This is a genomic window from Mesorhizobium sp. KACC 23794 (assembly GCF_052180275.1).
Lineage (GTDB): Bacteria > Pseudomonadota > Alphaproteobacteria > Rhizobiales > Rhizobiaceae > Kumtagia.
In genome coordinates this window covers 5,628,527-5,651,618 of record NZ_CP197465.1, presented here as the reverse complement: position 1 = coordinate 5,651,618, position 23,092 = coordinate 5,628,527, and the positions used below count along the sequence as shown (strand labels likewise).

Below are 23,092 nucleotides of genomic sequence, written 5' to 3'. Positions count from 1 at the left end.
CTCAGCTGGTCGACGCGAAGGCGAGCAGCAGCATGGCGACCGCGCAGGCCGTGAGCACCATTCGCAGGCGTCCATACCATTGCGGCAGTCTGTTCTTGTGCGCCGCCAGCGCGTCCCATGCGCCAAGCGCGGCGAAGGCGACGGCCAGGACCGCGAAGGAGAGCGGCACGGGAACGATCACCGCTATCCAGCCGACAAGCGCCGGCGGCAGCGCCAGCCACAACTCGCCCGGCCGCTTGTCTGCGCCTTCCGCCGTAAGTGCCACGCCCCAGCGGACGCCGCCGAGAAACGACAGCACGACCGCGCTGTAGACCAGCAGCAGCAGGATGGTGCCGCTCCGCCATGGATGGTCCGGCGCGATGCCGTAGAGCCAGAGCGACAGGACGATGAAAGGGGTGAGCCCGAGCCAGCCGGCGACACGGCCGGCGGCCTGGAACGGGCCATCGGGATCGCCGGCCGCCGCCTTCGTATCGTCGGCCAGGTCAGTCACGGCGGAAGACGATGCGGCCGAGCCAGCCGGTGACGATCGCCAGCGCGACGGCGCAGACCCCGTAGAACAGGCTGTGGTTGCTGGAAAGCCTGAACAGCATCTGCTCGAAGCCGGACTTGACGATCGCCAGTTGCGCCGACGTCTCCTTGACGAACATGCCGTTCCGGAACAGGAAGGCGCGCGCCTTGTGGGTGCCGACCGGCACGTCGGGCGCCAGCCTCAGCGTGGCGCGGAACAGGTTCGCGGACAGGAACTGCACGCCGCCGATCCGTTCGTTGTAGAGGCCGACCGCCCTCTTGCGCTCGCGCAACGCCGCCCGGAACTCATGCAGCGTCGCGGGGTTCTCGCCCTTCTCGTCCGGCTGGATGTGGATGTAGTCGGCGCCGAGGGCCAGTTGTTTGTAGCTGTTCGGTTCGGTGATGTCCTGCGGCATCTTCGTGGTTGCGATCGAATAGGATTCCGGCACGTTGACGAACGTCTCGGACTGCGTGTTCACCCAGATGCCGAGCACCCGTTCCTTGCGCCTGACCGTCACCGAGCGGGCCGGGCCTTCCAGCACGACGATTACATCGTAGCGGCCCTGCCGGTTGATCTGCGGGTCGGAATTTTCGAGCGACCCGAAGATGGTGAGATCGGCGCCGGCGAAGTCGGCGGTGATGCGGATGACGTCGGTGGAGAGGCCGATCTGGATGCCTTCGGGCAACTGCGCCGTCTGCTCCTGCGCGGATACCGGCCGGGACAGGCAGAAAGCGGCGAGGAGGATGATCGATATGCGGCGCAGGCCAGGCATCGTCAGATCCCCGGGGCCAGCGAGTAGATGTTGGGAGGCGGCAGGAACAGGTCGAAGGCCAGCCGGATCGCCACCGCCAGCACCAGCAGCGCCAGCAGCGCCCGCAACTGTTCGCCGCGCAGTTTCTGCCCCGCCTTCGCGCCATATTGCGCGCCTGCCACGCCGCCCACCATGAGGATGAAGGCCAGCACCACGTCGACGGTCTGGTTGGTCGTGGCATGCACGATCGTCGTGTAGGCGGCGACGAAGATGATCTGGAACAGCGAGGTGCCGACCACCACGTTGGTCGGGACCTTCAGCAGGTAGATCAGCGCCGGCACCATGATGAAGCCGCCGCCGACGCCCATGATCGAGGACAGCAGGCCGATGCCCGCGCCGAGGCCGAGGACGGGGATGACGCTGACGAACAGTTTCGAGGCGCGGAAGCGCATCTTCAGCGGGAGCCGGTGGATCCAGTTGTGCTGGCCGGAACGCTTCAGCGAGGGCGGAACGCCGCCGCGGGTGCGCCGGATCGCGTTGACGCTTTCGACCAGCATCAGGCCGCCGATCAGGCCGAGGAACACCACGTAGATCAGCGAGATGATGAGGTCGAGTTGGCCAAGGCTTCTCAGCAGCGAGAAGATATAGATTCCGATCGTCGATCCGAAGATGCCGCCGACAAGCAGCACCGTCCCCAGCTTGAAATCCAGCGTGCCGCGTTTGACGTGGGCAAGCGCGCCGGAGAACGACGAGGCGATGACCTGGTTGGCGCCGGTCGCCACCGCGATTGCCGGCGGGATGTTGTAGAAGATCAGCAGCGGCGTGATCAGGAAGCCGCCGCCGACCCCGAACATGCCCGAGAGAAAACCCACCGCCGCGCCCATGGCGAGCAGGACAAGAATGTTGACCGACATTTCTGCGATCGGGAGATAAATGCCCACCCGGTACACTCAACTGCAAATGCGGTACGCCGAAGCGTGCCGAAAAACACCTTCGTGACTAATAAGGACATGCGCCCACATTGCGGCGAAGTCAAACTTCGCCGCAAAGCCGAAAACAAAAAATATCTCAACAGGTTAAATTCGCGAGAGGGGACCCGTCCCGACCGCGCGGAGCGGCGTTCCTATTTCTTGGCGAGCAGCGTGCGGACAAGCTTCTCGTCGATCTCGCCGGTCGGCGCCATGTCGTTGTCCTTCTGGAAGGCCATGATGGCGTTCTTGGTCTTGCCGCCCATCACGCCGTCGGCGCCGCCGGCGTCGTAGCCGTTCTTGTTGAGGATGCGCTGGATGTTGCCGATTGCCTTCTTCATGTCGATGCCGGCTGTCGTGGCGGGGCTCTCCTGCCAGGATTCCGGGATCTCGACCGAATTGGTTTCCGGATCGACGGGCTTGGCCTTCCACAGGTCGACCATTCCGCGCGCCTTCTCAAGCTGCTCCGGGCGCAGCGTGTTGGCGATCTCGTCGCGCTTGGCGGCCGCGTCGCGATCTCCCGCCTTGGCGGCCAGCGCGAACCACTTGTACGATTCCTCCAGGCTCTGCGGCATGCCGACGCCCTTTGCGGCCAGGATGCCGAGGTTGAACTGGCTGTCCTTGACGCCGAGTTCGGCGGCGCTGGTGAACCAGCGCGTGGCGGACTCGTTGTCGGGCGTGCCGTCGGCACCCATCGCGTAGAGCACGGCCAGGTTGTGCATGGCGCTGGCATTGCCCTGTTCGGCGGCGAGCTGATACCAGATCTTGGCCTTGCCGATATCGCGTTCGACGCCGAGCGCCTTTTCGTAGAGGTTGCCGATGCGGTACTGCGCCGGGGCGAAGCCTAGTTCGGCGGCCTTCTCGTACCAAGTGGCCGCCTGCTTCATGTCGGCCTTGACGCTGCGGCCGTCCGCGTAGCGCGAAGCGATCTCGAACAGCGCCTTGGCGTCGCCCGCCGCCGCTGCTTCACGCAGCGCGACCGGGCCGGCGTCGGCGGGAATCCCGGCGATCTGGGCCGGTGCGGGTTCGCCGGCTGCGTCCGGCTGCATCGGCTGCTGGTCCACCGCAGGCGCGGCAGCTGTCGCCGGCTGCGGGGCTTCTTCCGGCGCGGAGGATGCGGCAGGAGAGGGGGCGGCCGAACGGACATCCGCCTCGGCCGATGTGTCCATCGGCTCCTGCGGTTCTTCAATCGCCAATGCTCCGGTGTCCGAGGCCATCGACGCCTGTTCGCCTGCACCGTCGGCCATGCGCGGTGCGGCGGCGCTGCCCGTCGCGTCGGCGGTCATCGGCTCGGAAGCCGACGGCTGGGTCGTCTGTTCGCCCGTTGCCGTCTGCACGGGCTGCTGGGCGACCAGCGGAATGGAAGCGGCTGCCACCGGCTCGTCACCGGAGAGATAGGCCTTGCCGAGCTGCATGCCGGCCAGCACGACCATGATGGCGGTCGCCGCCATGAGGAGCGGCTTGCGCTGCGTCTTCAGGATGGTGCCGATCTTCGAGCCGCTCACGACACGCGGCGTACCCGCCCCGCGCTTGTGCACCTCGGCCTCGGCAGCCGCGGCCTGCGCCGCACGCCGCGCCGCCGCGATGAAATCGGCCTTGGCTGCATCGCCGTCGCCGGCTTTCGCCGTCTGGCCGCGCTCCTCGCGCACCCGCCGCATGATCGCATTGAGGTCCGGCGCGCCCGATCCCGGCTCCAGCGGCCGGTTGGCGATCTTCGGATCCAGCGGTTCGTCGAGCGCCGGCTCAACGGCCGGCTCGACCGCCATGCGCGGCTCCGCCGGGACTTCCTGCGTTGCCTTGGCGGCGCTCTCCTTCTTGCGGCCAAGAGCACGGGTAAGCCCGCCGAGCAGGGACCGCGCCTTGGGTGCGATCGCTCGGCTTTCACCGGCTTCCGCGTCGATCGCCGCCATGGCCGCCTCGGCGGCTGCCTCGGCAGGCGTCCGGTTGTTGGCCGAAACCGCCTTGGCCGGCTTGATGGAAGTCTGCAGCGGCGCCGAAAGCCCGCCGTCGTCGTGGTCGGCATGGAGCGGCGGTGTGCTGTCGATCTCCATCATGCGTGGCGCCGGCGCGACCGGCGCCGCGGATTTCGCAGTGGGAGCCGACATCGGCTCTGCCACATCCAGCGTGCTCAGCCGGTCGACGATCTTGATCAGCGTGTCGTGGATCGCCTCAAAGGTCTTGGTGTTGCGGTCGTCGGAGCGCCGGGTCAGCGTTTCCAGCGCCCGCAGATCCTGCGAAAGGCCGCTGACGGCGGCGGTATGATTCTGTGAGCCGTCGAGGGTCCTGACCGCATTCTCGGCGGCCTGGCGCGCCGCATCGAGGATGGAATCGCGGCTGCCGGCGATCGCCCGCTCGAGTTCGTCGAGGCGCGGGCCAATGTCCTCGAATTCCGGCAAAGGCGCCGCCGGCCGGTTGAGATGGCTGGACAGCGCTGCCACCTGGCTCTCCAGGCTGCGGATCAGGCCGGGGTCGATCCCGGCGAACTTGGCGGCCGATGCATCGATGCGCTCCGAAATACTCTCCAGCCGGTCTTCCAGATGGCGGATGGCTTCGCCGCTGGTGTCCACCGGCGTGCTGGCGATCTGGTTGGCGAGGTCGGAGAAACGCGAGTCGATCGCGCTCATCACGCGTGCCGTGTCGAGCGGGTCGGCGGTGCGCATATCCATCCGGTCGGCGACCTCGTCGAGGCGCCGTTCGAGATCACGGAACATCATGTTGCCGTGCTCGAGGGCGTCGCCCTGGCGTCGCTCGATCATCGCCGAGAGCACGTCGAAACGCTGGTCGATGCTGTTGAGCATCGCCTCGTGATCGGAGGCCGGCGCCTGGTCGATCTTCTCGGCGACGGCAAAGACCTGCCGTGACAGCCGGTCGATCGCTTCCGCGGGCAGGCCACCCTGCGCGGCGAGGTCGTCCACGCGCTGCGTCAGCCGGTTGATGGCTTCGGTGGGCAGCCCGCCTTGCGCGGCAAGATCGTCCACGCGCTGCGAAAGCGTGTTGAGCCGGGTGATGACTTCGGCGGTCGGGCGGTCTTCCACGACCTCGTCGATCTGTCGGGCGAGCGCGGAAATGCGCGCCTCGATGCGCTGGAACGGCTCCGGGTCGAGATGCGGAACCTGCGCCGCAGCGGTGGAGGCCACGATGGCGCGCGAAATCTCGTCGAGGCGCTCCTCGATCAGCTGGAAGGTTTCGGGCGCCTGGCTGTCCTGCTGGCGCACGAAATGGTCGACGGCTCCCGCCAGCGTGCGCACCTTCTCCTCGAGCGAACGCAGCGACAGCGATTCGGGAAGGTTGTTGACGGCGTCGCTGATCGTCTGCAGCCGTCCGGACAAGGCCGCGATCTCGGGATCGCGCGCGCTTTGCCGGGCGTCGACGCGGCTCTCGAAAGCCGTCCAGCGGCGGTCGAAATCGTCCCAGCGCCGGTCGGACGACCGAACCGTGTCTTCCCGCGCCAGCGTTTCGAGCGCGCCGCGCACCTGTTCGAGATCGCCCCGAAGCGCGCTCATGCCCTTGTCGTCGGTGCGTTCGGACAGTTCGCGGACGCTGTTCGAGATGCGGTCGAGCTCCGAGGCGAGCTCGGAACCGATCGCCGCCCCTCCGTTGGAGGTCATCATCCGGCCGATGTCGCCGCGCAATGTCTCGAACTCGCGCTGCATGCCCGACGCCATCTGCTGGCGGAACTCCTCGCGCAAACCCTTCAACTCGCTGGCGATGCGGCTGGCCGAGGCGACGCCTTCTTCCTGGCTGCGGACACGATCGAGATCGCGGGCCAGCGACTGGTATTCCGTCGGGGGCTCGGGGCGCCGCACCGGGCGTTCGGACGCCTGCGGGCGGGGCGCTTCGCGAAAGGGACGGCCGCTCTCGTAGATGGGTGCGGTCCGCGATTGTCTGGGCGTCTCGTCGCGATCCCTGCCGAAATCGTCGAGTGCTTCGCGAGACCGGTCGAGCCGGCTCTCGAGATTTTGCAAAGACAGGGTGATCTGATCGAGCGTCGTGCCCGGCCGGCGCTGCCGGCCTGCGTTCAGGGTATCGAGATACGACCGTTTGCTGTTCATCGAAACGCCTATTCGCCTGTGCCGGCTGGACCGGCCTGCTCCCACTCTCCTCGGGAAACGAAGCGTTCGGCGGCGATGGAACCAGTCTCCAGCGACATGCCCGCTTCGAATGTTCGTGAAGAATTCGCTACAGGATAATCACGAGAGCCCGACATGCGCACAATTCGCCCATCGTGGTAAACAAGGTGTTAACCAAGCTTAATTTTGCGCAAGGAACGCTGGAATGACGGCGTGCGGCGCTTTTCCGTTTGCACAAGAATTCAACCTCTGGGCGCTTGCTACGCAGGGGAAGGGTCTCTATATGGCCGCTCACTTACGTTAACGTAAAGGTAGGTCCTTGCGGCCCGCCTTCGTTTTTGTCTCAACCGCGCGGAAGTCGTGACACCCGAACGGCTTTCGTTTGACATCCGGCCAAGCCGCGATGTCCAGCCGGGTATAGCTAAGAAGAAATGATGAAACCAATGAGAGTCGGCGAGGACGCCGGCGTTGTGTCCGGCGTTTTTCCGGAAATCGAAGATGGCGAAGACGCGCTCTTCAAGATCGGCGAAATGGCGAAGATTTACGGCGTGACGCTGCGCACGCTGCGCTTCTACGAAGACAAGGGCCTGCTGCATCCCAAGCGGGAAGGCAGCAGCCGCCTCTACACAAGGCGTGACCGGGCGAGGCTGAAGCTCATTCTGCTCGGCCGCAAGATCGGCTTTTCGCTGCGCGACGTGAAGCAGATGATCGATCTCTACGATCCGAGCGGCACCAACGCCAAGCAGTTGCGCCTGACGCTCGACAAGTCCGAGAAGCAGCTCGGCCGCCTGCAGAAGCAGCGCGCCGCGCTCGACGAGGCGATCGACGAACTCGGCTCGCTGATGTCCGTGGTGCGCCGGATGCTCACCGAGCGCACGGTGGCTGCCGCCAACAACAATGTGAACTGACTGCCACGGGCGGCTTGCGCCGTCCCGGGCTACACGATCTTTTCAACGGGCGGCGGATCTCATCGGTCCGCCGCCCGTGTCATTTTTACCGATGTCCACAGGTCGGCCGGAATTGACGTTTACGCAAACGTCAACTAACATCGGTTGCATAGTCCTTCCCTAACGGTCGTTTCCGCGCGATACGTGCGGCGGCCGATGTCATGCGATCAAGGAGGAAGCATGCCGACCTACAAGGCGCCGGTCCGGGACACGCTGTTCGTGCTCAACGAGGTGCTCGGCTACGAGCGCTATTCGAACCTGCCGGGTTTTTCCGACGCCACGCCCGACGTGCTGGAAGCCATCCTCGACGAGGCGGCCAAGCTCGCGGAAAACGTCATGCAGCCGTTGAACCGCGTCGGCGACATGCAGGGCTGCGAGCGTCACGATGACGGCTCGGTGACCACGCCGAAAGGGTTCAAGGACGCATTCGACCAATACCGCGCCGGTGGCTGGATGGGGCTGGCGGTGCCGTCCGAATTCGGCGGCCAGGGCCTGCCCTATTGCGTGCATACCGCCGTTGGCGAATTCATGATCTCAGCCAACATGGCGCTGATGATGTATCCCGGCCTGACGCAAGGCGCGATCGCCGCGATCCTCGTCCACGGCAGCGAAGAGCAGAAGCAGAAATACCTGCCGAAGATGGTCGAAGGATCGTGGACCGGCACCATGAACCTGACCGAGCCGCATTGCGGCACCGATCTCGGCCTGTTGCGCACCAGGGCCGTGCAGCAGGCAGACGGCAGCTTCAAAATCTCCGGCCAGAAGATCTTCATCTCCGCCGGCGAGCATGACATGGCGGACAACATCGTGCATCTGGTGCTCGCCCGCATCGAGGGCGCGCGGCAGGGAACAAAAGGCATTTCGCTGTTCATCGTGCCGAAGTTCATCCCTGACGAGAGCGGCAATCCGGGCGTGCGCAATGGCGTCTCCTGCGGCTCCATCGAGGAGAAGATGGGCATCCACGGCAACTCGACCTGCGTCATGAATTATGACGAGGCGACCGGCTGGCTGATCGGCGAGGAGAATGCCGGGTTGAAGGCCATGTTCACCATGATGAACGAGGCGCGCCTCGGCGTCGGCCTGCAAGGTCTGGCTGTCGGCGAGGCCGCCTACCAGAACGCGGTGGCCTATGCGAAGGAGCGCCTGCAGGGCCGCTCGCTGTCCGGCCCGAAGGCGGCGGACAAGCCGGCCGATCCGATCATCGTCCACCCCGACGTGCGCCGCAATTTGATGACGATGAAGGCTTTCAACGAGGCCGGCCGCGCATTCGTGCTGTGGACGGCGATCCGCTCCGACGTTGCCCACCGTTCCGGCGACGACAAGGACAAGCAGGACGCGGACGACGCGCTCGGCCTGATGACGCCGATCGTCAAGGGGGTGCTCACCGACAAGGGTTTCGAGCATGCCGTCAACGCGCAGCAGGTGTTCGGCGGCCACGGCTATATCGAGGAACACGGCATGAGCCAGTTCGTGCGCGATGCCCGCATCGCCATGATCTACGAGGGCGCCAACGGCATCCAGGCGCTGGATCTCGTCGGCCGAAAACTCGCCGCCAATGGTGGTCGCGCCATCCAGAATTTCTTCAAAGAAGTCGGCGAGTTCTGCGAGGCAGGCCGCTCCGACGAGAAGATGGCGCCCTACACCAAGGCGCTGAAGAAGGGGCTGAACGACCTGCAGGCCGCGACCATGTGGCTGATGCAGAACGCCATGGCCAAACCTGACAATGCGGGTGCGGCCTCGACCGATTACATGCATCTCTTCGGCCTGGTGTCGCTCGGCTATATGTGGGGCCAGATGGCCAAGGCCGCGCAGGCGAAACTGGCCAATGGCGCCGGCGACGCTACATCCTTCTACGAGAACAAGCTCGTCACCGGCCGCTATTTCATGGAGCGCGTCATGCCCGAGACATCAGCGCATCTCTCCCGCATCTCGTCGGGTGCCGACACCATGATGGCGCTGCCGGCGGAGGCGTTCTAGGATGTGTGGCGTCCCCCTCCCCCTTGAGGGGAGGGTAGCCGCGAAGCGGCCGGGAGGGGTCGGTGCGGCCGCGTGCCAACCTCGGTCCGGCCCAACTGCCGGGAGGATGAATTCTATGCCGCGAACCCGCGTCAGCTTCGAAATGCAGCAAAAGGCTCGCGCGCTTCGCTTGCAGGCCACGAAGGCGGAATCGCTGCTTTGGTACGAACTGCGCGTGTTGAGACCCCAGGGGCTGATATTCAGGCGGCAGCAGCCGATCGGGCCGTATATCGTGGACTTTGTCTGCCTGTCTGCCAAGCTGATCGTCGAGGTGGATGGCGATCTTCACGAAACCGATGCGGGCAAGCGGCATGATGCGAATCGCGACACCTATTTGAGATCGTTGGGCTATGCCATTTTCAGAATCGATGAGCCGGATGTGATGAACAATGCCTGGCACGTTGCGCAGGTGGTTAAGGAAAAAGCCGAGCACTGCCGCAGCGACCCCTCCCGACCGCTTCGCGGCCACCCTCCCCTCAAGGGGGAGGGGGAGTCGCGCTTATGACCGATCCGACAGAAATTCTCGACCTGCCGAAACCCGCCTGGGCGGTTGAGGACGTCGCCATGCTCTACGACATGGCGCGCCGCTTCATGGCGGACGAGATCGTGCCGCGCTATGACGAGTTCGAAAAGAACGAGATGGTCGATCGCGCCTCCTGGGAGAAGGCGGGCGCGGCAGGGCTGCTATGCGCCTCCATGCCGGAAGAATATGGCGGGTCAGGCGGTACATATGCCCATGAGAGCGCCATCATCGAGGCGATCGGCCATGCCGGCGTTGACGGTTTCGGCATCGTGCTCCACAACGCCATCGTCGCGCCCTACATCCTGTATTACGGCTCGGAGGAGCAGAAGAAGACCTGGCTGCCGAGGCTCGCGACCGGCGAGTTGATCGGCGCAATCGCCATGACCGAGCCCGGCGCCGGCTCCGACCTCCAGGGCGTCAAGACGCGCGCCGAGAAGGACGGCAACCACTATCGAATCAACGGCTCGAAAACCTTCATCACCAACGGCCAGCACGCCAATTTGGTCATCGTCGTCAGCAAGACCGACCCGGCGCAGGGCGCCAAGGGTGTATCGCTGATCGTGGTGGAGACCGATGGCGCGGATGGGTTCGAGCGCGGCCGCAACCTCGACAAGATCGGCCTGAAGGCCAACGACACGTCCGAACTGTTCTTCAACGATGTGCGCGTGCCGACCGCGAACCTGCTCGGCCACGAGGAAGGGCAGGGGTTTGTCCAACTGATGCAGCAATTGCCGCAGGAGCGCCTGCTGATCGGCGGCCAGGCCATCGCCATGATTGAGCGGGCACTGGCGGTTACCATCGACTACGTCAAGGAACGAAAAGCCTTCGGCAAGCCGATCCTCGATTTCCAGAACACCCAGTTCAAGCTGGCCGAACTGAAGACCGAGGCGACCATCGGCCGCGTCTTCTACAATGATTGCGTTACCCGTCACATCGCCGGCGGCCTCGACCCGGCGACCGCCTCCATGGCCAAATACTGGCTGACCGACCTACAGGGAAAACTGGTTGACGAGTGCCTGCAACTGTTCGGCGGCTACGGCTATATGAACGAATATCCGATCGCCCGCATGTTCCGCGACGCCCGCGTGCAGCGCATCTATGGCGGCACCAACGAGATCATGAAACTGCTGATCGCCCGCTCTCTCTGAGCGCGCAGATCGAAATAGCAAGGAGCAGGAAGATGGCCGAAGCCTATGTCTATGACGCCGTGCGCACGCCGCGCGGGCGCGGCAAGAAGGACGGTTCGCTGCACGAGGTGCCTGCTGTGCGGCTCGGCGCGAAAGTGCTGGAGGCGGTGCGCGACCGCAACGGGCTGGATACGGGGCAAGTCGACGACATCATCTTCGGCTGCGTCGATCCGGTCGGCGAGGCGGGAGCGGTCATCCCTCGCTCGGCTGCTTTCGAGGCGGGTTACGCCATGTCCGCCCCCGGCATGCAGATCTCGCGCTTCTGCGCGTCGGGCCTCGATGCTGTGAATTTCGGCGCGGCCAAGATCGCCCAGGGCTCCGACGAGATCGTGATTGCCGGCGGCGTGGAATCGATGTCGCGCGTTGGAATGGGCATGTCCGGCGGCGCCTGGTTCATGGACCCGTCGGTCGGCCTGCCCGGCTGGTTCATGCCGCAGGGCGTCTCGGCCGACCTGATCGCCACCAAATACGGCTTTTCGCGCGACGACGTGGACGCCTATGCCGTCGAGAGCCAGAAGCGCGCCGCCAATGCCTGGCAGAAGGGGTTTTTCAAGAACTCGGTCATCGCCATCAAGGACCAGAACGGCATGACCATTCTCGACCGCGACGAGCATATGCGGCCGACGACCGACATGCAGTCGCTGGCTTCCCTCAACCCTTCCTTCGTCATGCCCGGCGAGATGGGCGGCTTCGACGCGGTCGCGGTGCAGCGCTATCCGGAACTGGAGGAGATCAACCACGTCCACCATGCCGGCAATTCCTCCGGCATCGTCGATGGCGCAGCGGCCGTGCTGCTCGGCTCGAAGAAGGCCGGGAAGTCGATGGGCCTGAAGCCCCGCGCCCGCATCAAGGCGTTCGCCAATATCGGCTCCGAGCCGGCGATGATGCTGACCGGCCCCGTCGACGTCACGGAAAAACTGCTGAAGCGCGCCAAGATGAAGCTCAGGGATATCGACCTGTTCGAGCTCAACGAGGCCTTCGCCGCGGTCGTGCTGCGCTATATCCAGGCTTTCGAGATCGACCCGAAGGAAATCAACGTCAATGGCGGCGCCATCGCCATGGGCCATCCGCTCGGCGCCACCGGCGCGATGATTTTTGGCACGGTGCTGGACGAACTGGAACGCCGCGACCTGAACACCGCGCTGGTGACGCTCTGCATCGGCGCCGGCATGGGCACGGCGACGATCATCGAGCGGGCGTAATGACCGCGAACCGTCGGGGCGTCCTGGCTGGCGTCGGCGCGGCGATCGTCGTTGCGTCGGCCGACTGGTCCGCCGTTGCCGCGTCAGGCTTGGAGGAAACGATGCATCTCAGCGGAACCATTTCTTATTCCGAAAAAGGGCCTCTGCCGGCCGGCGTCCTGAAGATCCGTCTGGAGGGCAATATTGTCTCCGACAGGAAGGCAAAGCCTATCGCCGAGCTGGAATTGCAAAGCAGCGGGCGCGACGAGACCGTGCCGTTCGAGATGCAGGTGCCGCGCGCCGATCTGGAAAAGGCGGCCCGGCCGGGTTTCACCGTACGGCTCGAGCGCGCCGACGGCTGGCTGCTGGCGCTTGAGCCGCAAGCCGAATTCCATGCGGGCGACGAAAAAGTCTCCCTGACAGTCAACCAAGTTATGTATTGAGAGGCCGACCATGGCTGCCTACACGAATTTCACGGTCGAGACAGACGCCGACGGCATCGCCCTCGTCACCTGGAACATGCCGGACCGTTCGATGAACGTCTTCACCGAGGAGGTGATGGACGAACTGGAGAAGATCATCGACGCGGTCGCCGCCGACGCGGCAATCAAGGGCGCGGTGATGACCTCGAGCAAGGACAGTTTCTCCGGCGGCGCCGATTTGAACATGCTGAAGCGCATGCTGGGCATCTTTCATGCTGAGAAGGCGAAGGATCCGGAAAACGCGACAAAGCTGCTATTCGACGGCACCGGCCGCATGGGCTGGCTGTGGCGCAAGCTGGAGACGTCGGGAAAACCCTGGGTCGCTGCCATCAACGGCACCTGCATGGGCGGCGCGTTCGAGCTGTCGCTCGCATGCCATGGCCGCGTCGCCGCCGATAGCGACAAGGTCAAGATGGCGTTGCCCGAGGTCAAGGTCGGCATCTTCCCAGGCGCCGGCGGCACCCAGCGCGTTCCGAGGCTGGCCCAGACGCAGGATGCCCTGCAGATGTTGACCACCGGCCAGACGCTGACGCCGAAGCGGGCGAAGGCCATGGGCCTGATCCACGAAATCGCGGCACCGGAAAAGCTGGTCGAGACCGCCAAGGCGATGATCAAGGGCGGGCTGAAGCCCGTTCAGCCATGGGACGAGAAGGGGTTCAAGATCCCGGGCGGCCCGGTCTATTCGGCGGCGGGCGCCAACCTCTGGCCGCCGGCCATCGCCATCCTGCGTCGTGAAACCTACGGCAACTACCCCGCGCCGATTGCCATCTTGAAATGCGTCTATGAAGGGCTGCTGGTGCCGTTCGACACCGCGCTCAGGATCGAGCAGCGCTATTTCACCGAGATCATGCAGACGACCGAGGCGGCGATGATGATCCGCTCGCTGTTCGTGTCGCTGCAGGAACTCAACAAGGGCGCGCGCCGGCCGCAGGGCGTGGCGCCGACCAAATTCAAGAAGATCGGCGTGCTCGGCGCGGGCTTCATGGGCGCCGGCATCGCCTATGTGACGGCCAAGGCCGGCATCCCGGTGGTGCTTCTCGACCGTGACGTGCCGTCGGCCGAGAAGGGCAAGGCGCATTCGGAAGGCCTGATCACCGATGCCGTCTCCAAGGGCCGCGCCAAGCCGGAGGACAAGGAAAAGCTGCTGTCGCTGATCACGCCGACCGACGACTATGCGCTGCTCGACGGCTGCGACCTCGTCATCGAGGCGGTGTTCGAGGATTCGGAAGTCAAGAAGACGGCGACCGAGAAGGCGGAAGCCGTTCTCAAATCCACGGCGGTGTACGCCTCCAACACTTCGACCATTCCGATCACGGGGCTCGCGAAAAACTCGGCCCGGCCGAAGAATTTCATCGGCATCCATTTCTTCTCGCCGGTCGACCGCATGATGCTGGTCGAGATCATCTTGGGCAAGAAGACCGGCGACAAGGCGCTGGCCGTCGCGATGGATTACGTGCGCGCCATCGGCAAGACGCCGATCGTCGTCAACGACACGCGCGGCTTCTACGTCAACCGCTGCGTGCTGCAATACATGGCCGAATCCTACCGCATGCTGATCGAGGGCGTTCCGGCGCCGATGATCGAGAACGCGGCAAAAATGGCCGGCATGCCGGTCGGCCCGCTGGCGCTCACCGACGAGACGGCGGTTGACCTCGCCCAGAAGATCATGCGCCAGACCAGGCGCGACCTTGGCGAAAAGGCGGTCGACCCGGCGCAGATGGCGCTGATCGACACCATGGTCGACACCCATGGCCGCTTTGGCCGCAAGAACGGCAAGGGTTTTTATGACTATCCGGCCAAGCCCGCCAAGAAGAAGCTATGGCCGGGGCTGAAGGACCTCTATCCGCAGTTGGCGCCGGAAAAGGTCGACGTCGAGGAACTGAAGCAGCGTTTCCTGGTCACCATCGCGCTGGAAGCGGCGCGGGTGATGGAGGAAGGCATCGTCACTGATCCGCGCGAGGCGGATGTCGGCTCGATCCTCGCCTTCGGTTTCGCGCCCTACAGCGGCGGCGCACTGTCCTACATCGACGGCATCGGCGTGGACAAATTTCTCGCTTTGTCGAAGACGCTGCGCAAAAAATTCGGCGACCAGTTCAAGGCGCCAAAACTGCTCGCCGACATGGCGGCCAAGGGCGAGACTTTTTACCAGCGTTTCGACCCTTACGCGAAGGGCGAGGAGAAGGCGGCGGCCTGAAAGCATGTATGTCTGGGCGCGGTTTGCCCGTGTAGCGGCAACGACGAAGAGTCGTGGCCGCTACAACCTTGGCTCGGTGAGCACATTGACGTTTCGATGCCTGCCGACCGACATCGACTTCAACCTGCACTTGAACAACGCGCGCTATATGATGCTGGCCGATCTCGGCCGCATCGACATTTTCCTGCGCAGCGGCCTGTGGGCGCTGGCGCGCGAGCGGCGCTGGGCGCCGATGCTCGGCGGCCTGCAAACGGTTTTCGCACGTGAGATACGCCTGTGGCGGCGTTTCGAGGTGATGTCTTCGCTGGAGACCTGGGAGGGCACGGCGGTGATCGGCCGGCACCGTTTCGTCCTGGACGACGGCACGACGGCGGCGATCATCCTGACCACGGCGGGCATTTATGACCGTCGCGGGCGGCGTTTCGTGCCGATCGGCGACCTCGTCTGCCTGCTCGGGCACGACGCTTCGCCGCGTCCGCTGACGGAAGTGGAAAGCGCCTTCGTCGCCTCGCACGGAATGCTGCGGAGCCTGGCCAAGGCCGGCAACTGAGCCGGCGCGAGAACTCACGGCATCACGGCGAATCCTTGCGCCGGTGCCCCGCCTGTCCATGCGTATGCCCTTTTATCCCGAGGAGCACGCTGCTATCTTGAGACGCGTGGAGACGATGCGATGACCAAGCTGGAACGCGCTATCCAGGAAGCCGAGCAACTGCCGGAAGAGCTTCGCGAGAAGCTTGGCGACGACCTGCTGCACTATATCCACAAATATCTTGCGCTGCGCGATGAGATCGACATTGGGCTGAAGGAACTCGATGCCGGCGAAGTCGAAGACGGTGAGAGCGTACTTGCCGACTTGAAGGCTCGCTATGGTGCTTAGGCTTGTCGTTACGCGTCAAGCCAGACGTGATCTCGAAGGCGTTCTTTCTTATATTGCTTCAGAAAACAAAAAAGCCGCATCCGATATGCAGGCGCGCTTCGATAAAGCCCTTCGTCTTCTTATGGAGAAGCCGTTTATGGGACCTGCAGCGCCGGGGCTGGGCGACGCGGCCTTGAGAAAATTCACGGTAGCGCCGTACATAATTTTCTACCGTCCGGAGCCCAGAAAACTCCAGATTGTCCGCATTCTGCATTCGTCGATGGATTTGGCGCGGCCCGATGTCCTTTATCGAAAGGGCTGAAGACAATTCCGCGATGGACAAGCAGCGGGGCAGGCGCTAGAACTGCCAAGGTATTTTTTCCTTGGCAAGCCGGAGCCGCGCGATGCTTTCGCACGAACGTGTCTGGGCGGCAATTGACGCCCTTGCCGAACGCAATTCACTGTCTGCCTCGGGTCTCGCCAAGCGTGCCGGACTGGACTCCACGGCTTTCAACAAGTCGAAGCGGCGGTCCTCCGACGGTCGCCCGCGTTGGCCTTCTACCGAATCGCTCGCCAAGATCATCGAGGCTACCAGCTCTTCGATCGAGGAGTTCGTCTTGCTGGTGTCGGGTTCCGACAGGACGCCGGCCGGCGCTTTGCCCATGCAGAAATCGACCGTGCCGCTGCTCGGGTTCGCCCAGGCCGGCGCCGGCGGCTTCTTCGACGATGCAGGTTTTCCCGCCGGGCAGGGCTGGGACCTGATCGAACTGCCGGTGAGGGCCGGCGACACCGCCTACGCCTTGCAGGTGCAGGGCGACTCCATGCTGCCGGTCTACCGTGATCGCGACGTGCTGATCGTCGAGCCCGGCGCAACGGTGCGCAAGGGCGACCGCGTCGTCGTCAAGACGACGACGGGCGAGGTGATGGCGAAGGTGCTGTCGCGCCGCAGCCCGCGCGACATCGAACTCCTCTCCATCAACCCCGCCCATCCCGTCCGCCAGATCGCCATGACGGATGTCGAATGGCTGGCCCGCATCGTCTGGGCGAGCCAGTAGGGTGCGCGGGCCTGCCGTTCTTCTTGGCGCTGCGGCATTCATGCTCGGCGCCGGGGTGCTTATCCTCGCCGGCGGAAACATGCTGCGCTCGAAAGCCGAGGTTCCAGTCGAGGCCATTGACGCCATCGATACCGCAGATCCGGCGGCCGGCGATGATGCCGCCCGCAAGCCGATCACCACGGAACGTCCCGCTTTCAATGCCGAGGCCAAGCGTCAATCGGCGTTGCGCGCGACCGAACCCGACGACGCTTCGGAGACCTTGCCCGGCGGCGGAGAACTGGAACGGGTCGAGCCGCGCTCCGCGCTGAGCGACATCGGCCAGGCCCTGCCGCCCAGGCCGAAGGCGCCGGGCGAATGGAAAGGCACCACTCTGTTCCAGCCGGTCGCGGTCGCCGCCGGGCTCATGGAGGCCAAGGGTTACCGCATCGCGGTGGCCGGCGTGGAGCCGTTGCAGGCCGATGAAACCTGCGATGCGGACGGAAAACCCTGGCCGTGCGGCATGTGGGCGCGCGCCGCATTCCGGGCCTGGCTGCGCGGTCGGTCGATCACCTGTGACCTTCCGCCCCAGCCAGATAGGGAGATCATCGTCGCGCCCTGTATGGTGGGCAAGCAGGATGTCGCGGAATGGCTGGTCGAAAGCGGCTGGGCGCGCGCGGCCGGAGATGGCGAATACGCAGCGCTCGGCGAGGTGGCTGCGCAAGCCCGCAAGGGCATTTTCGGTCGGCCGCCCTCGACCAGCGCGCCTGCCCAATCTTCGGTAGGAAGCGAGCTTCCCGCGCCGCCGGCGTCCGATACCGCGATCCTCGCGCCGCTGACCGAACCCGTCCCGGATGCCGTCGCTCCGGACGCCGTCGCGCCGCCGCCGGCGCTGGACGGGCCGCTCGGTGCGTTCCCTACGCCGCCAGCGCCCCCTCCAGCGCCTGCTGAATGAGCGCGCGGGTTTCCTCGATGCCGTAGAGCGCCGCGAACGATCCGAAGCGCGGTCCGCGCTCCTGACCGATCAGCACCTGGTAGATCATCTGGAAGAAGGCGACCGAGACGCCCGGCCCGCCTTCCGGGCTCTGCTTGGCATGGTCCTGGTAGCGCTCGATTTTCCGAGCGACATTGAGCGAGGCGTTCTGGATGACCTCGCCGTCGGCGCCCGGGGGCAGAGCGCCCAGCGCATCCGAAAGCTTTGCCAGCGCCTCGCGTTCCACCTCGTCCGGCGCGCGATACGTCTTCGTCGGCTTCACGAAATCGTCGAAATAGCGAATGGCGTAACCTGCCAGCCGGTCCAGTTCGGGATGCGTCTCGGCCGTCACGCCGGGCGCGTGGCGCGAGATGAAACCCCAAAGCACCGAACGGTCATGCGCGTTCGATGCGCTGACTAGGTTGAGCAGCAGCGCGAAACTCACCGGCAGTTCGATGCGAGGCGGGTTGCCGTCATGGATGTGCCAGACAGGATTGCCGAGCCGCTCCTTCCATTCCTGGCGCGGGTACGCCGCAAGGAAGGAATAATATTCGTCCACCGCCTTGGGGATCACATCGAAATACAGCTTCTTCGCCTGCCGTGGCCGCTGGAACATGTAGAGCGCCAGGCTCTCGGTCGGCGCATAGGTCAGCCACTCGTCGATGGTCAGCCCGTTGCCCTTCGACTTGGAAATTTTCTGGCCGATATCGTCCAGGAACAGCTCGTAGACGAAATGCTCCGGCGCGCGTCCGCCCAGAATCTCGCAGATGCGGTCGTAGACCGCCGCGTTGGTCTGGTGGTCCTTGCCGAACATCTCGAAATCGACGCCGAGGGCCGCCCAGCGCATGCCGAAATCCGGCTTCCACTGCATTTTTACGCGGCCGCCGGTCACCGGCAGCGTCGTCTCGATACCGTCCTCGTCGTCGAAGGTGATTGTGCCGTTCTTCGCATCGACATGCTTCATCGGTACGTAGAGCACGCGGCCGCTCTTCGGCGAGATCGGCAGGAACGGGCTGTAGGTCGCCTGGCGCTCCGGTCCCAGCGTCGGCAGCATCACCTTCATGATGGCGTCGTAGCGCTCGACCGCCCGCAGCAGCATCGCGTCGAAACGGCCGGACTTGTAGTATTCGGTGGCGCTGGCGAATTCGTAGTCGAAGCCGAACGTATCGAGGAAGCGCCGCAGCATCGCGTTGTTGTGGTGGCCGAAGCTTTCATAGTCGCCGCCGAACGGGTTCGGAACGACCGTCAGCGGCTTTTGCAGGTGCGGCTCCAGGAACGACCGGTCCGGCACGTTGTCCGGTATCTTGCGCATGCCGTCCATGTCGTCGGAGAAGCACAGAAGCTTGGTGTTGACCTTGTCCTGGGTCAGCACGCGGAAGGCGTGGCGCACCATGGTGGTGCGCGCCACCTCGCCGAACGTGCCGATATGCGGCAGGCCGGACGGGCCGTAGCCGGTCTCGAAAAGCACCGTCTGCGGGAAATCCGTTTTCTCGTAGCGCTTGACGATCTTTTTGGCTTCCTCGAACGGCCAGGCCTTGCTCTCTGCTGCCGCCGCGAGCACTTCGGGATTGAGATCGATGATGTTGGATATCGACATCGTGTCGTTCCTGGGCCGTCTGATATTGCCGGCGCGCCGCCGGAGAGACCGTCTCCCTATTCGGCGGGGGCGGGAGCGTCAACGTTTCGCGGCCGATTTCGCTTGTGGCTGGCGACAGCGATGCCTACGTTCCGCCTCGCTTGACCGGAGGGACATGATGAGCAGGCCGACCACCCACGAAGCCCTGGTGTACCTGATGGTGATCACCTCGGCATCCGACCGCGACATGACCGATGTCGAATTGGCGCGTATCGGCGCCGTCATCCGTTCCTGGCCGATCTTCGAGGATTTCGATGAGCATCGTTTGATCGCCGTCGCCCAGGACTGTCAGAAACTGCTGGCGGAAAAGGGCGGCCTCGAAGGCGTGCTGGCGCTTTCCCGCGCCGCGATCCCCACGCATCTCCACGACACCGCCTATTCGCTCGCCTTCGAGGTCGCCACCGCCGACCTCGAAATGCGCATGGAGGAACGGCGGGTGCTGCAGCTTCTGCGCCGCCACCTCACCGTCGATGACGCGACGGTCGCGGCGATCGAGCGCGCCACCAAGGCGCGCCACAGGACGCTGACCTGATCCGTTCCTGAAATAGGCCTTGGATCAGAAGAAGCTGACCGGAAAATAGCGCAGGTAGAGTTCGGCGAACGTGCCGTTGGCGGATATCTGCTGGAGGGCCGCGTCCACGGCTCCCGCCAGTTTTTCGTTCTCAGGCATGACCGCGATCGAAAGTCCGCCGCCGAGATATTCCGGCGCAATGTAGGGTCCGCCGGCAAAGCGGCAGCAATCGGCGGAATCCGCGCTTCCCAGCCAGAAGCCGAGCCGCATGCCGTCGCCGAAGGCCGCATCGACTTTCCCCTCCTTGAGATCGGCGAGCAGCAATTCCTGCCGGTCGTAAGCCACGGCCTGCACGCTGCCGAAGCTGTCGCGCAGCAACTGCTCGTGCGCCGAGCCGGCGACCACGCCGACACGTTTGCCGCGCAGCCGCTCGGCCATCGGCTCGCCGAGCATCGCCGATCTGGTTGCCACGAAGCGGGCGGGAAACCGCAGATAGGGTCGCGAGAACGCGAATTTCGCCCTATTTTGCGCGCTGACGGCGAGACCGGCGATGACCGCCTCGCCGTCGCCTCTGGCAAGCGCGGTTTCGAGTTCGCTCCAGGGCAGCGCCTGGATCTGGCATTTGTCGGCGAGCCCCAGTTCGGCGCAGATGGCGCGCGCCAGATCGACATGCAGGCCCGACAGCCCTCCCTCGGCGTCCAGATAGTTGAAGGGGGGAAAGTCGGTGGTCGTCAGGAAACGAAGGCGCGGCATGTCGGAAAGATCGGGTTTCGCCAGCCGCTCCTTGCTGTCCCACAGGACCGGCACCTGTACGCCGTCCGCCCGGACCGCCGGTGCTCCGGCAAAAAAGATAAGTAGTGCCGCGAACATCGACCGGACGAAAACCAGCCGGTATTTGGCAGCAGCACACCGTCTCTGCGGCAGGTGCTGAATCTCGATCATAAGCTTGAAATACCAGCGGATAATTGAATTGAATATCGGTAGAGGAATACATCGACTCCAGCGGGGGAGCGCATCATCCTCTGTTTTTCCGGTCGTTCAGTAAAAATCCTGACACCCCACTGGAAATCAACGAAGCATCTGAATAGTATTCGAATAACTAGACTGGCAACCGGGGACGTTGCCATGGGGGCGTTTGTACAGGTGTTCGCGTGTGAAGCGCTTGCCTTACGGCAAGTGGCGTCCGGTCGCGCGTGCATTGACCATCGTGCCGCGCCGAACCTGCTCCCCGACATCATCTCGATCGCTTTGCATCCATGCGTTCTCTCAGTCGCCCGCCGCATCCCGGTCGGTGCGGCATGACGCTTCTGGACTGGACGCCGGCTGACCAGGACCATCTCGCGCGCGCCCCGGAGCCGCACATTCCTTTGCGGACACCGCGGGCTTCCCTTCCGGCGCCGGGTGCGCTGATGGAGTTCTTCCTCACCGAATTCGATATCTGGCGTCCTATCCTCTCGCGGCTGCGGGTCTCGTCGGACATGGTGATCAAGCTCGCTGCGCGCGCCGGCGAAAACCGCACCGATTTCCAGTCCGAACTGCTCGCTTCCAATCTGGTCACCGAGAACGACCTTTTCGCGACGGTCGCCCAGGAGTTCGGCGTCGGTTTCATCGACCGGATCGATCCCGAGCGTCTGGTCATGCGACCCGAGGATTGCGCCCTGTTCCTGCGCACCCGCAGCAAGCATCTGCATGTGAAAGTGCTGGAGCGCGACGGCAGGGCGCTTGCCGTCATCGCCCCTTCCGGAATGAGCCTGAGCACGCTCAAAAGCCTGTTGCACCGGCAGAAAAACCTGCTCCCCTTGCTCCGCATGACCACGCCGCAGGCCCTGCGGCGCGCCGTTCTGCAGAGAACCAGCCAGTCGCTCGCCATCGACGCCCGCAACGGCCTCTACGAGCGCATGCCCGACTATTCCGCGCGCATCGTCGCCAATGCGTGGCAGGGCGTCGTCCTCGGCGCCGTACTGGTCATCCTGGCGCTGGCTTTCACGCTCGCCACCTCGGCCGTTCTGCTGGCGATGCATATCTTCTTCTCGCTGTTCTTCTTCGCCTGCATCATACTGCGTTTTGCCGCGACGAGGGCCGCGCCGGCAAAACCGCCGCCCGGGCTGGAAGCGACCCCGCCGGGAGACCTGCCTTTCTATTCGGTGCTTGTCGCCCTGCATCGCGAAGCCGATGTCGTCCCGCAACTGCTTGCAGCGCTCGACCGCCTAGTCTGGCCGAAAAGCAAGATCGAGATCAAGCTGGTCTGCGAGGCCGACGACAGCCAGACCCTCGGTGCCATCGCCGCGCACGGCTTGCCGCATCACGTCGAGATCGTCGAGGTGCCGCCCGGCCAGCCGCGCACCAAGCCGAAGGCGCTGAGCTACGCCGTGCCGCTGATCAAGGGCGACTACGTCGTGCTCTACGACGCCGAGGATCGCCCGCATCCGTTGCAACTGCTGGAGGCCTGGCATTGTTTCGAACGTGGCGGAGAGGATCTCGCCTGCGTCCAGGCGCCGCTCGAAATATCGAATGAGGAAAGCGGGCTGATACCGCTGCTCTTCGCTTTCGAGTATTCGGCGCTGTTCCGCGGCCTGCTGCCCTGGCTTTCCGGCCGCCGCGTCATCCTGCCGCTCGGCGGCACGTCGAACCATTTGCGTGTCTCGGCGCTCGAAGAGGTCGGCGGCTGGGATCCGTACAACGTCACCGAAGACGCCGATCTCGGCCTGCGGCTCGTTCGCTTCGGCTATCGCACCCAGACGATCAGCCTGCCAACGCTGGAGGACGCACCGGAGACCCTGTCGATCTGGCTGCCGCAGCGCACCAGATGGTTCAAGGGTTGGTGCCAGACGTGGCTGGTGCATATGCGCGATCCCGTTGCGCTGTTCCGCGAACTCGGGCTGCGGTCGTTCTGCCTGGCGCAGATCCTTTATGCCGGCCTTGTGCTGTCGGCGCTCGTCCACCCGCTGCTCATCGTCGCCGCCCTCTATCTCGGCCTTCAGATCGTCGTCGGCCAATCAACCTTCGGCTGGATGGTGGCGCTGCTGGTCGTGGACACGATCAACATCGTCTGCGGCTACCTCTCCTTCCTGCTGCTCGGCTGGTACAGCCTGCGCAAGCCGGAGCGGAAAAGTTTCTGGCGCGTCGTGAAATTCACGCCGGTTTACTGGATGATGATGTCGCTCGCCGCCTGGCGCTCGCTGCTGCATCTGTGGCGGCGGCCTCACCATTGGGAGAAGACGCCGCATTTCAGGACCGTCCGGCGCGAGCCTGCCTGAT

General features: G+C 64.5%; 20 protein-coding genes. 14 read left to right on the top strand and 6 right to left on the bottom strand.

Annotation, left to right across the window (positions count from 1 at the left end; all coding sequences use genetic code 11):
• Window position 1: 1 nt before the first annotated feature.
• From ACSBOB_RS27545 to ACSBOB_RS27530, 4 genes are all read right to left on the bottom strand, one after another.
• Entirely contained in the window at window positions 2–490 is a 489-nt protein-coding gene (locus tag ACSBOB_RS27545; RefSeq protein ID WP_442579226.1) for a DUF3429 domain-containing protein, read from the bottom strand.
• Window positions 483–1,280, bottom strand: coding sequence for a TIGR02186 family protein (locus tag ACSBOB_RS27540; protein ID WP_442579225.1), 798 nt, complete (start codon window positions 1,278–1,280; stop codon window positions 483–485). The genes ACSBOB_RS27545 and ACSBOB_RS27540 overlap by 8 nt, the downstream gene beginning before the upstream one ends.
• Before the next feature lie 2 nt (window positions 1,281–1,282).
• A complete protein-coding gene (locus ACSBOB_RS27535; protein ID WP_442579224.1) occupies window positions 1,283–2,200 on the bottom strand; it encodes a sulfite exporter TauE/SafE family protein in 918 nt (305 codons plus the stop codon).
• Window positions 2,201–2,382: 182 nt separating this feature from the next.
• Window positions 2,383–6,279, bottom strand: a complete 3,897-nt coding sequence (locus tag ACSBOB_RS27530; protein ID WP_442579223.1) for a peptidoglycan-binding protein — start codon at window positions 6,277–6,279, stop codon at window positions 2,383–2,385.
• A gap of 452 nt (window positions 6,280–6,731) precedes the next feature.
• Here ACSBOB_RS27530 and ACSBOB_RS27525 point away from each other — a divergent pair, with 452 nt between their 5' ends.
• The 12 genes from ACSBOB_RS27525 to ACSBOB_RS27470 all read left to right on the top strand — a co-directional run bounded on the left by ACSBOB_RS27525 (window position 6,732) and on the right by ACSBOB_RS27470 (window position 17,669).
• Window positions 6,732–7,205, top strand: coding sequence for a MerR family transcriptional regulator (locus tag ACSBOB_RS27525; RefSeq protein WP_442579222.1), 474 nt, complete (start codon window positions 6,732–6,734; stop codon window positions 7,203–7,205).
• A gap of 219 nt (window positions 7,206–7,424) precedes the next feature.
• Window positions 7,425–9,221, top strand: coding sequence for an acyl-CoA dehydrogenase C-terminal domain-containing protein (locus tag ACSBOB_RS27520; RefSeq protein ID WP_442579221.1), 1,797 nt, complete (start codon window positions 7,425–7,427; stop codon window positions 9,219–9,221).
• Window positions 9,222–9,336: 115 nt separating this feature from the next.
• Window positions 9,337–9,765, top strand: a complete 429-nt coding sequence (locus tag ACSBOB_RS27515; protein WP_442579220.1) for an endonuclease domain-containing protein — start codon at window positions 9,337–9,339, stop codon at window positions 9,763–9,765.
• Window positions 9,762–10,931: an acyl-CoA dehydrogenase family protein gene (locus tag ACSBOB_RS27510; RefSeq protein ID WP_442579219.1), complete on the top strand. Its 1,170-nt coding sequence runs from the start codon at window positions 9,762–9,764 to the stop codon at window positions 10,929–10,931. The genes ACSBOB_RS27515 and ACSBOB_RS27510 overlap by 4 nt, the downstream gene beginning before the upstream one ends.
• 32 nt (window positions 10,932–10,963) lie before the next feature.
• Window positions 10,964–12,172, top strand: a complete 1,209-nt coding sequence (locus ACSBOB_RS27505; RefSeq protein WP_442579218.1) for an acetyl-CoA C-acetyltransferase — start codon at window positions 10,964–10,966, stop codon at window positions 12,170–12,172.
• On the top strand, window positions 12,172–12,594 hold the full coding sequence (locus ACSBOB_RS27500) for a hypothetical protein (RefSeq protein WP_442579217.1): 423 nt from the start codon (window positions 12,172–12,174) through the stop codon (window positions 12,592–12,594). The genes ACSBOB_RS27505 and ACSBOB_RS27500 overlap by 1 nt, the downstream gene beginning before the upstream one ends.
• Before the next feature lie 10 nt (window positions 12,595–12,604).
• Complete coding sequence (locus ACSBOB_RS27495; RefSeq protein WP_442579216.1) at window positions 12,605–14,827, top strand: 3-hydroxyacyl-CoA dehydrogenase NAD-binding domain-containing protein; 2,223 nt, start codon at window positions 12,605–12,607, stop codon at window positions 14,825–14,827.
• 4 nt (window positions 14,828–14,831) lie between these two features.
• Window positions 14,832–15,377: a thioesterase family protein gene (locus ACSBOB_RS27490; protein ID WP_442579215.1), complete on the top strand. Its 546-nt coding sequence runs from the start codon at window positions 14,832–14,834 to the stop codon at window positions 15,375–15,377.
• A 120-nt stretch (window positions 15,378–15,497) separates the two neighbouring features.
• Complete coding sequence (locus ACSBOB_RS27485) at window positions 15,498–15,704, top strand: hypothetical protein (protein WP_442579214.1); 207 nt, start codon at window positions 15,498–15,500, stop codon at window positions 15,702–15,704.
• Complete coding sequence (locus ACSBOB_RS27480) at window positions 15,694–16,005, top strand: type II toxin-antitoxin system RelE/ParE family toxin (RefSeq protein ID WP_442579213.1); 312 nt, start codon at window positions 15,694–15,696, stop codon at window positions 16,003–16,005. The genes ACSBOB_RS27485 and ACSBOB_RS27480 overlap by 11 nt, the downstream gene beginning before the upstream one ends.
• A gap of 82 nt (window positions 16,006–16,087) precedes the next feature.
• On the top strand, window positions 16,088–16,738 hold the full coding sequence (locus tag ACSBOB_RS27475; RefSeq protein ID WP_442579212.1) for a S24 family peptidase: 651 nt from the start codon (window positions 16,088–16,090) through the stop codon (window positions 16,736–16,738).
• Window position 16,739: 1 nt separating this feature from the next.
• Window positions 16,740–17,669, top strand: a complete 930-nt coding sequence (locus ACSBOB_RS27470; RefSeq protein ID WP_442579211.1) for a thermonuclease family protein — start codon at window positions 16,740–16,742, stop codon at window positions 17,667–17,669.
• On the opposite strand, the gene ACSBOB_RS27465 is transcribed toward ACSBOB_RS27470, so the two are convergent.
• Complete coding sequence (locus ACSBOB_RS27465; protein ID WP_442579210.1) at window positions 17,632–19,284, bottom strand: lysine--tRNA ligase; 1,653 nt, start codon at window positions 19,282–19,284, stop codon at window positions 17,632–17,634. The genes ACSBOB_RS27470 and ACSBOB_RS27465 overlap by 38 nt on opposite strands.
• A 157-nt stretch (window positions 19,285–19,441) precedes the next feature.
• On the opposite strand from ACSBOB_RS27465, the gene ACSBOB_RS27460 reads away from it, so the two are divergent.
• Entirely contained in the window at window positions 19,442–19,855 is a 414-nt protein-coding gene (locus ACSBOB_RS27460; protein ID WP_442579209.1) for a tellurite resistance TerB family protein, read from the top strand.
• Window positions 19,856–19,879: 24 nt separating this feature from the next.
• Here the strand turns inward: ACSBOB_RS27460 and ACSBOB_RS27455 are convergent, their stop codons facing one another.
• The gene (locus ACSBOB_RS27455; protein WP_442583849.1) at window positions 19,880–20,704 is read right to left on the bottom strand and encodes a transporter substrate-binding domain-containing protein; all 825 of its coding nucleotides are present in this window, start codon (window positions 20,702–20,704) and stop codon (window positions 19,880–19,882) included.
• Between the two features lie 428 nt (window positions 20,705–21,132).
• On the opposite strand from ACSBOB_RS27455, the gene ACSBOB_RS27450 reads away from it, so the two are divergent.
• Entirely contained in the window at window positions 21,133–23,091 is a 1,959-nt protein-coding gene (locus ACSBOB_RS27450; RefSeq protein ID WP_442579208.1) for a glycosyltransferase family 2 protein, read from the top strand.
• The last annotated feature ends 1 nt before the right edge of the window (window position 23,092 follow it).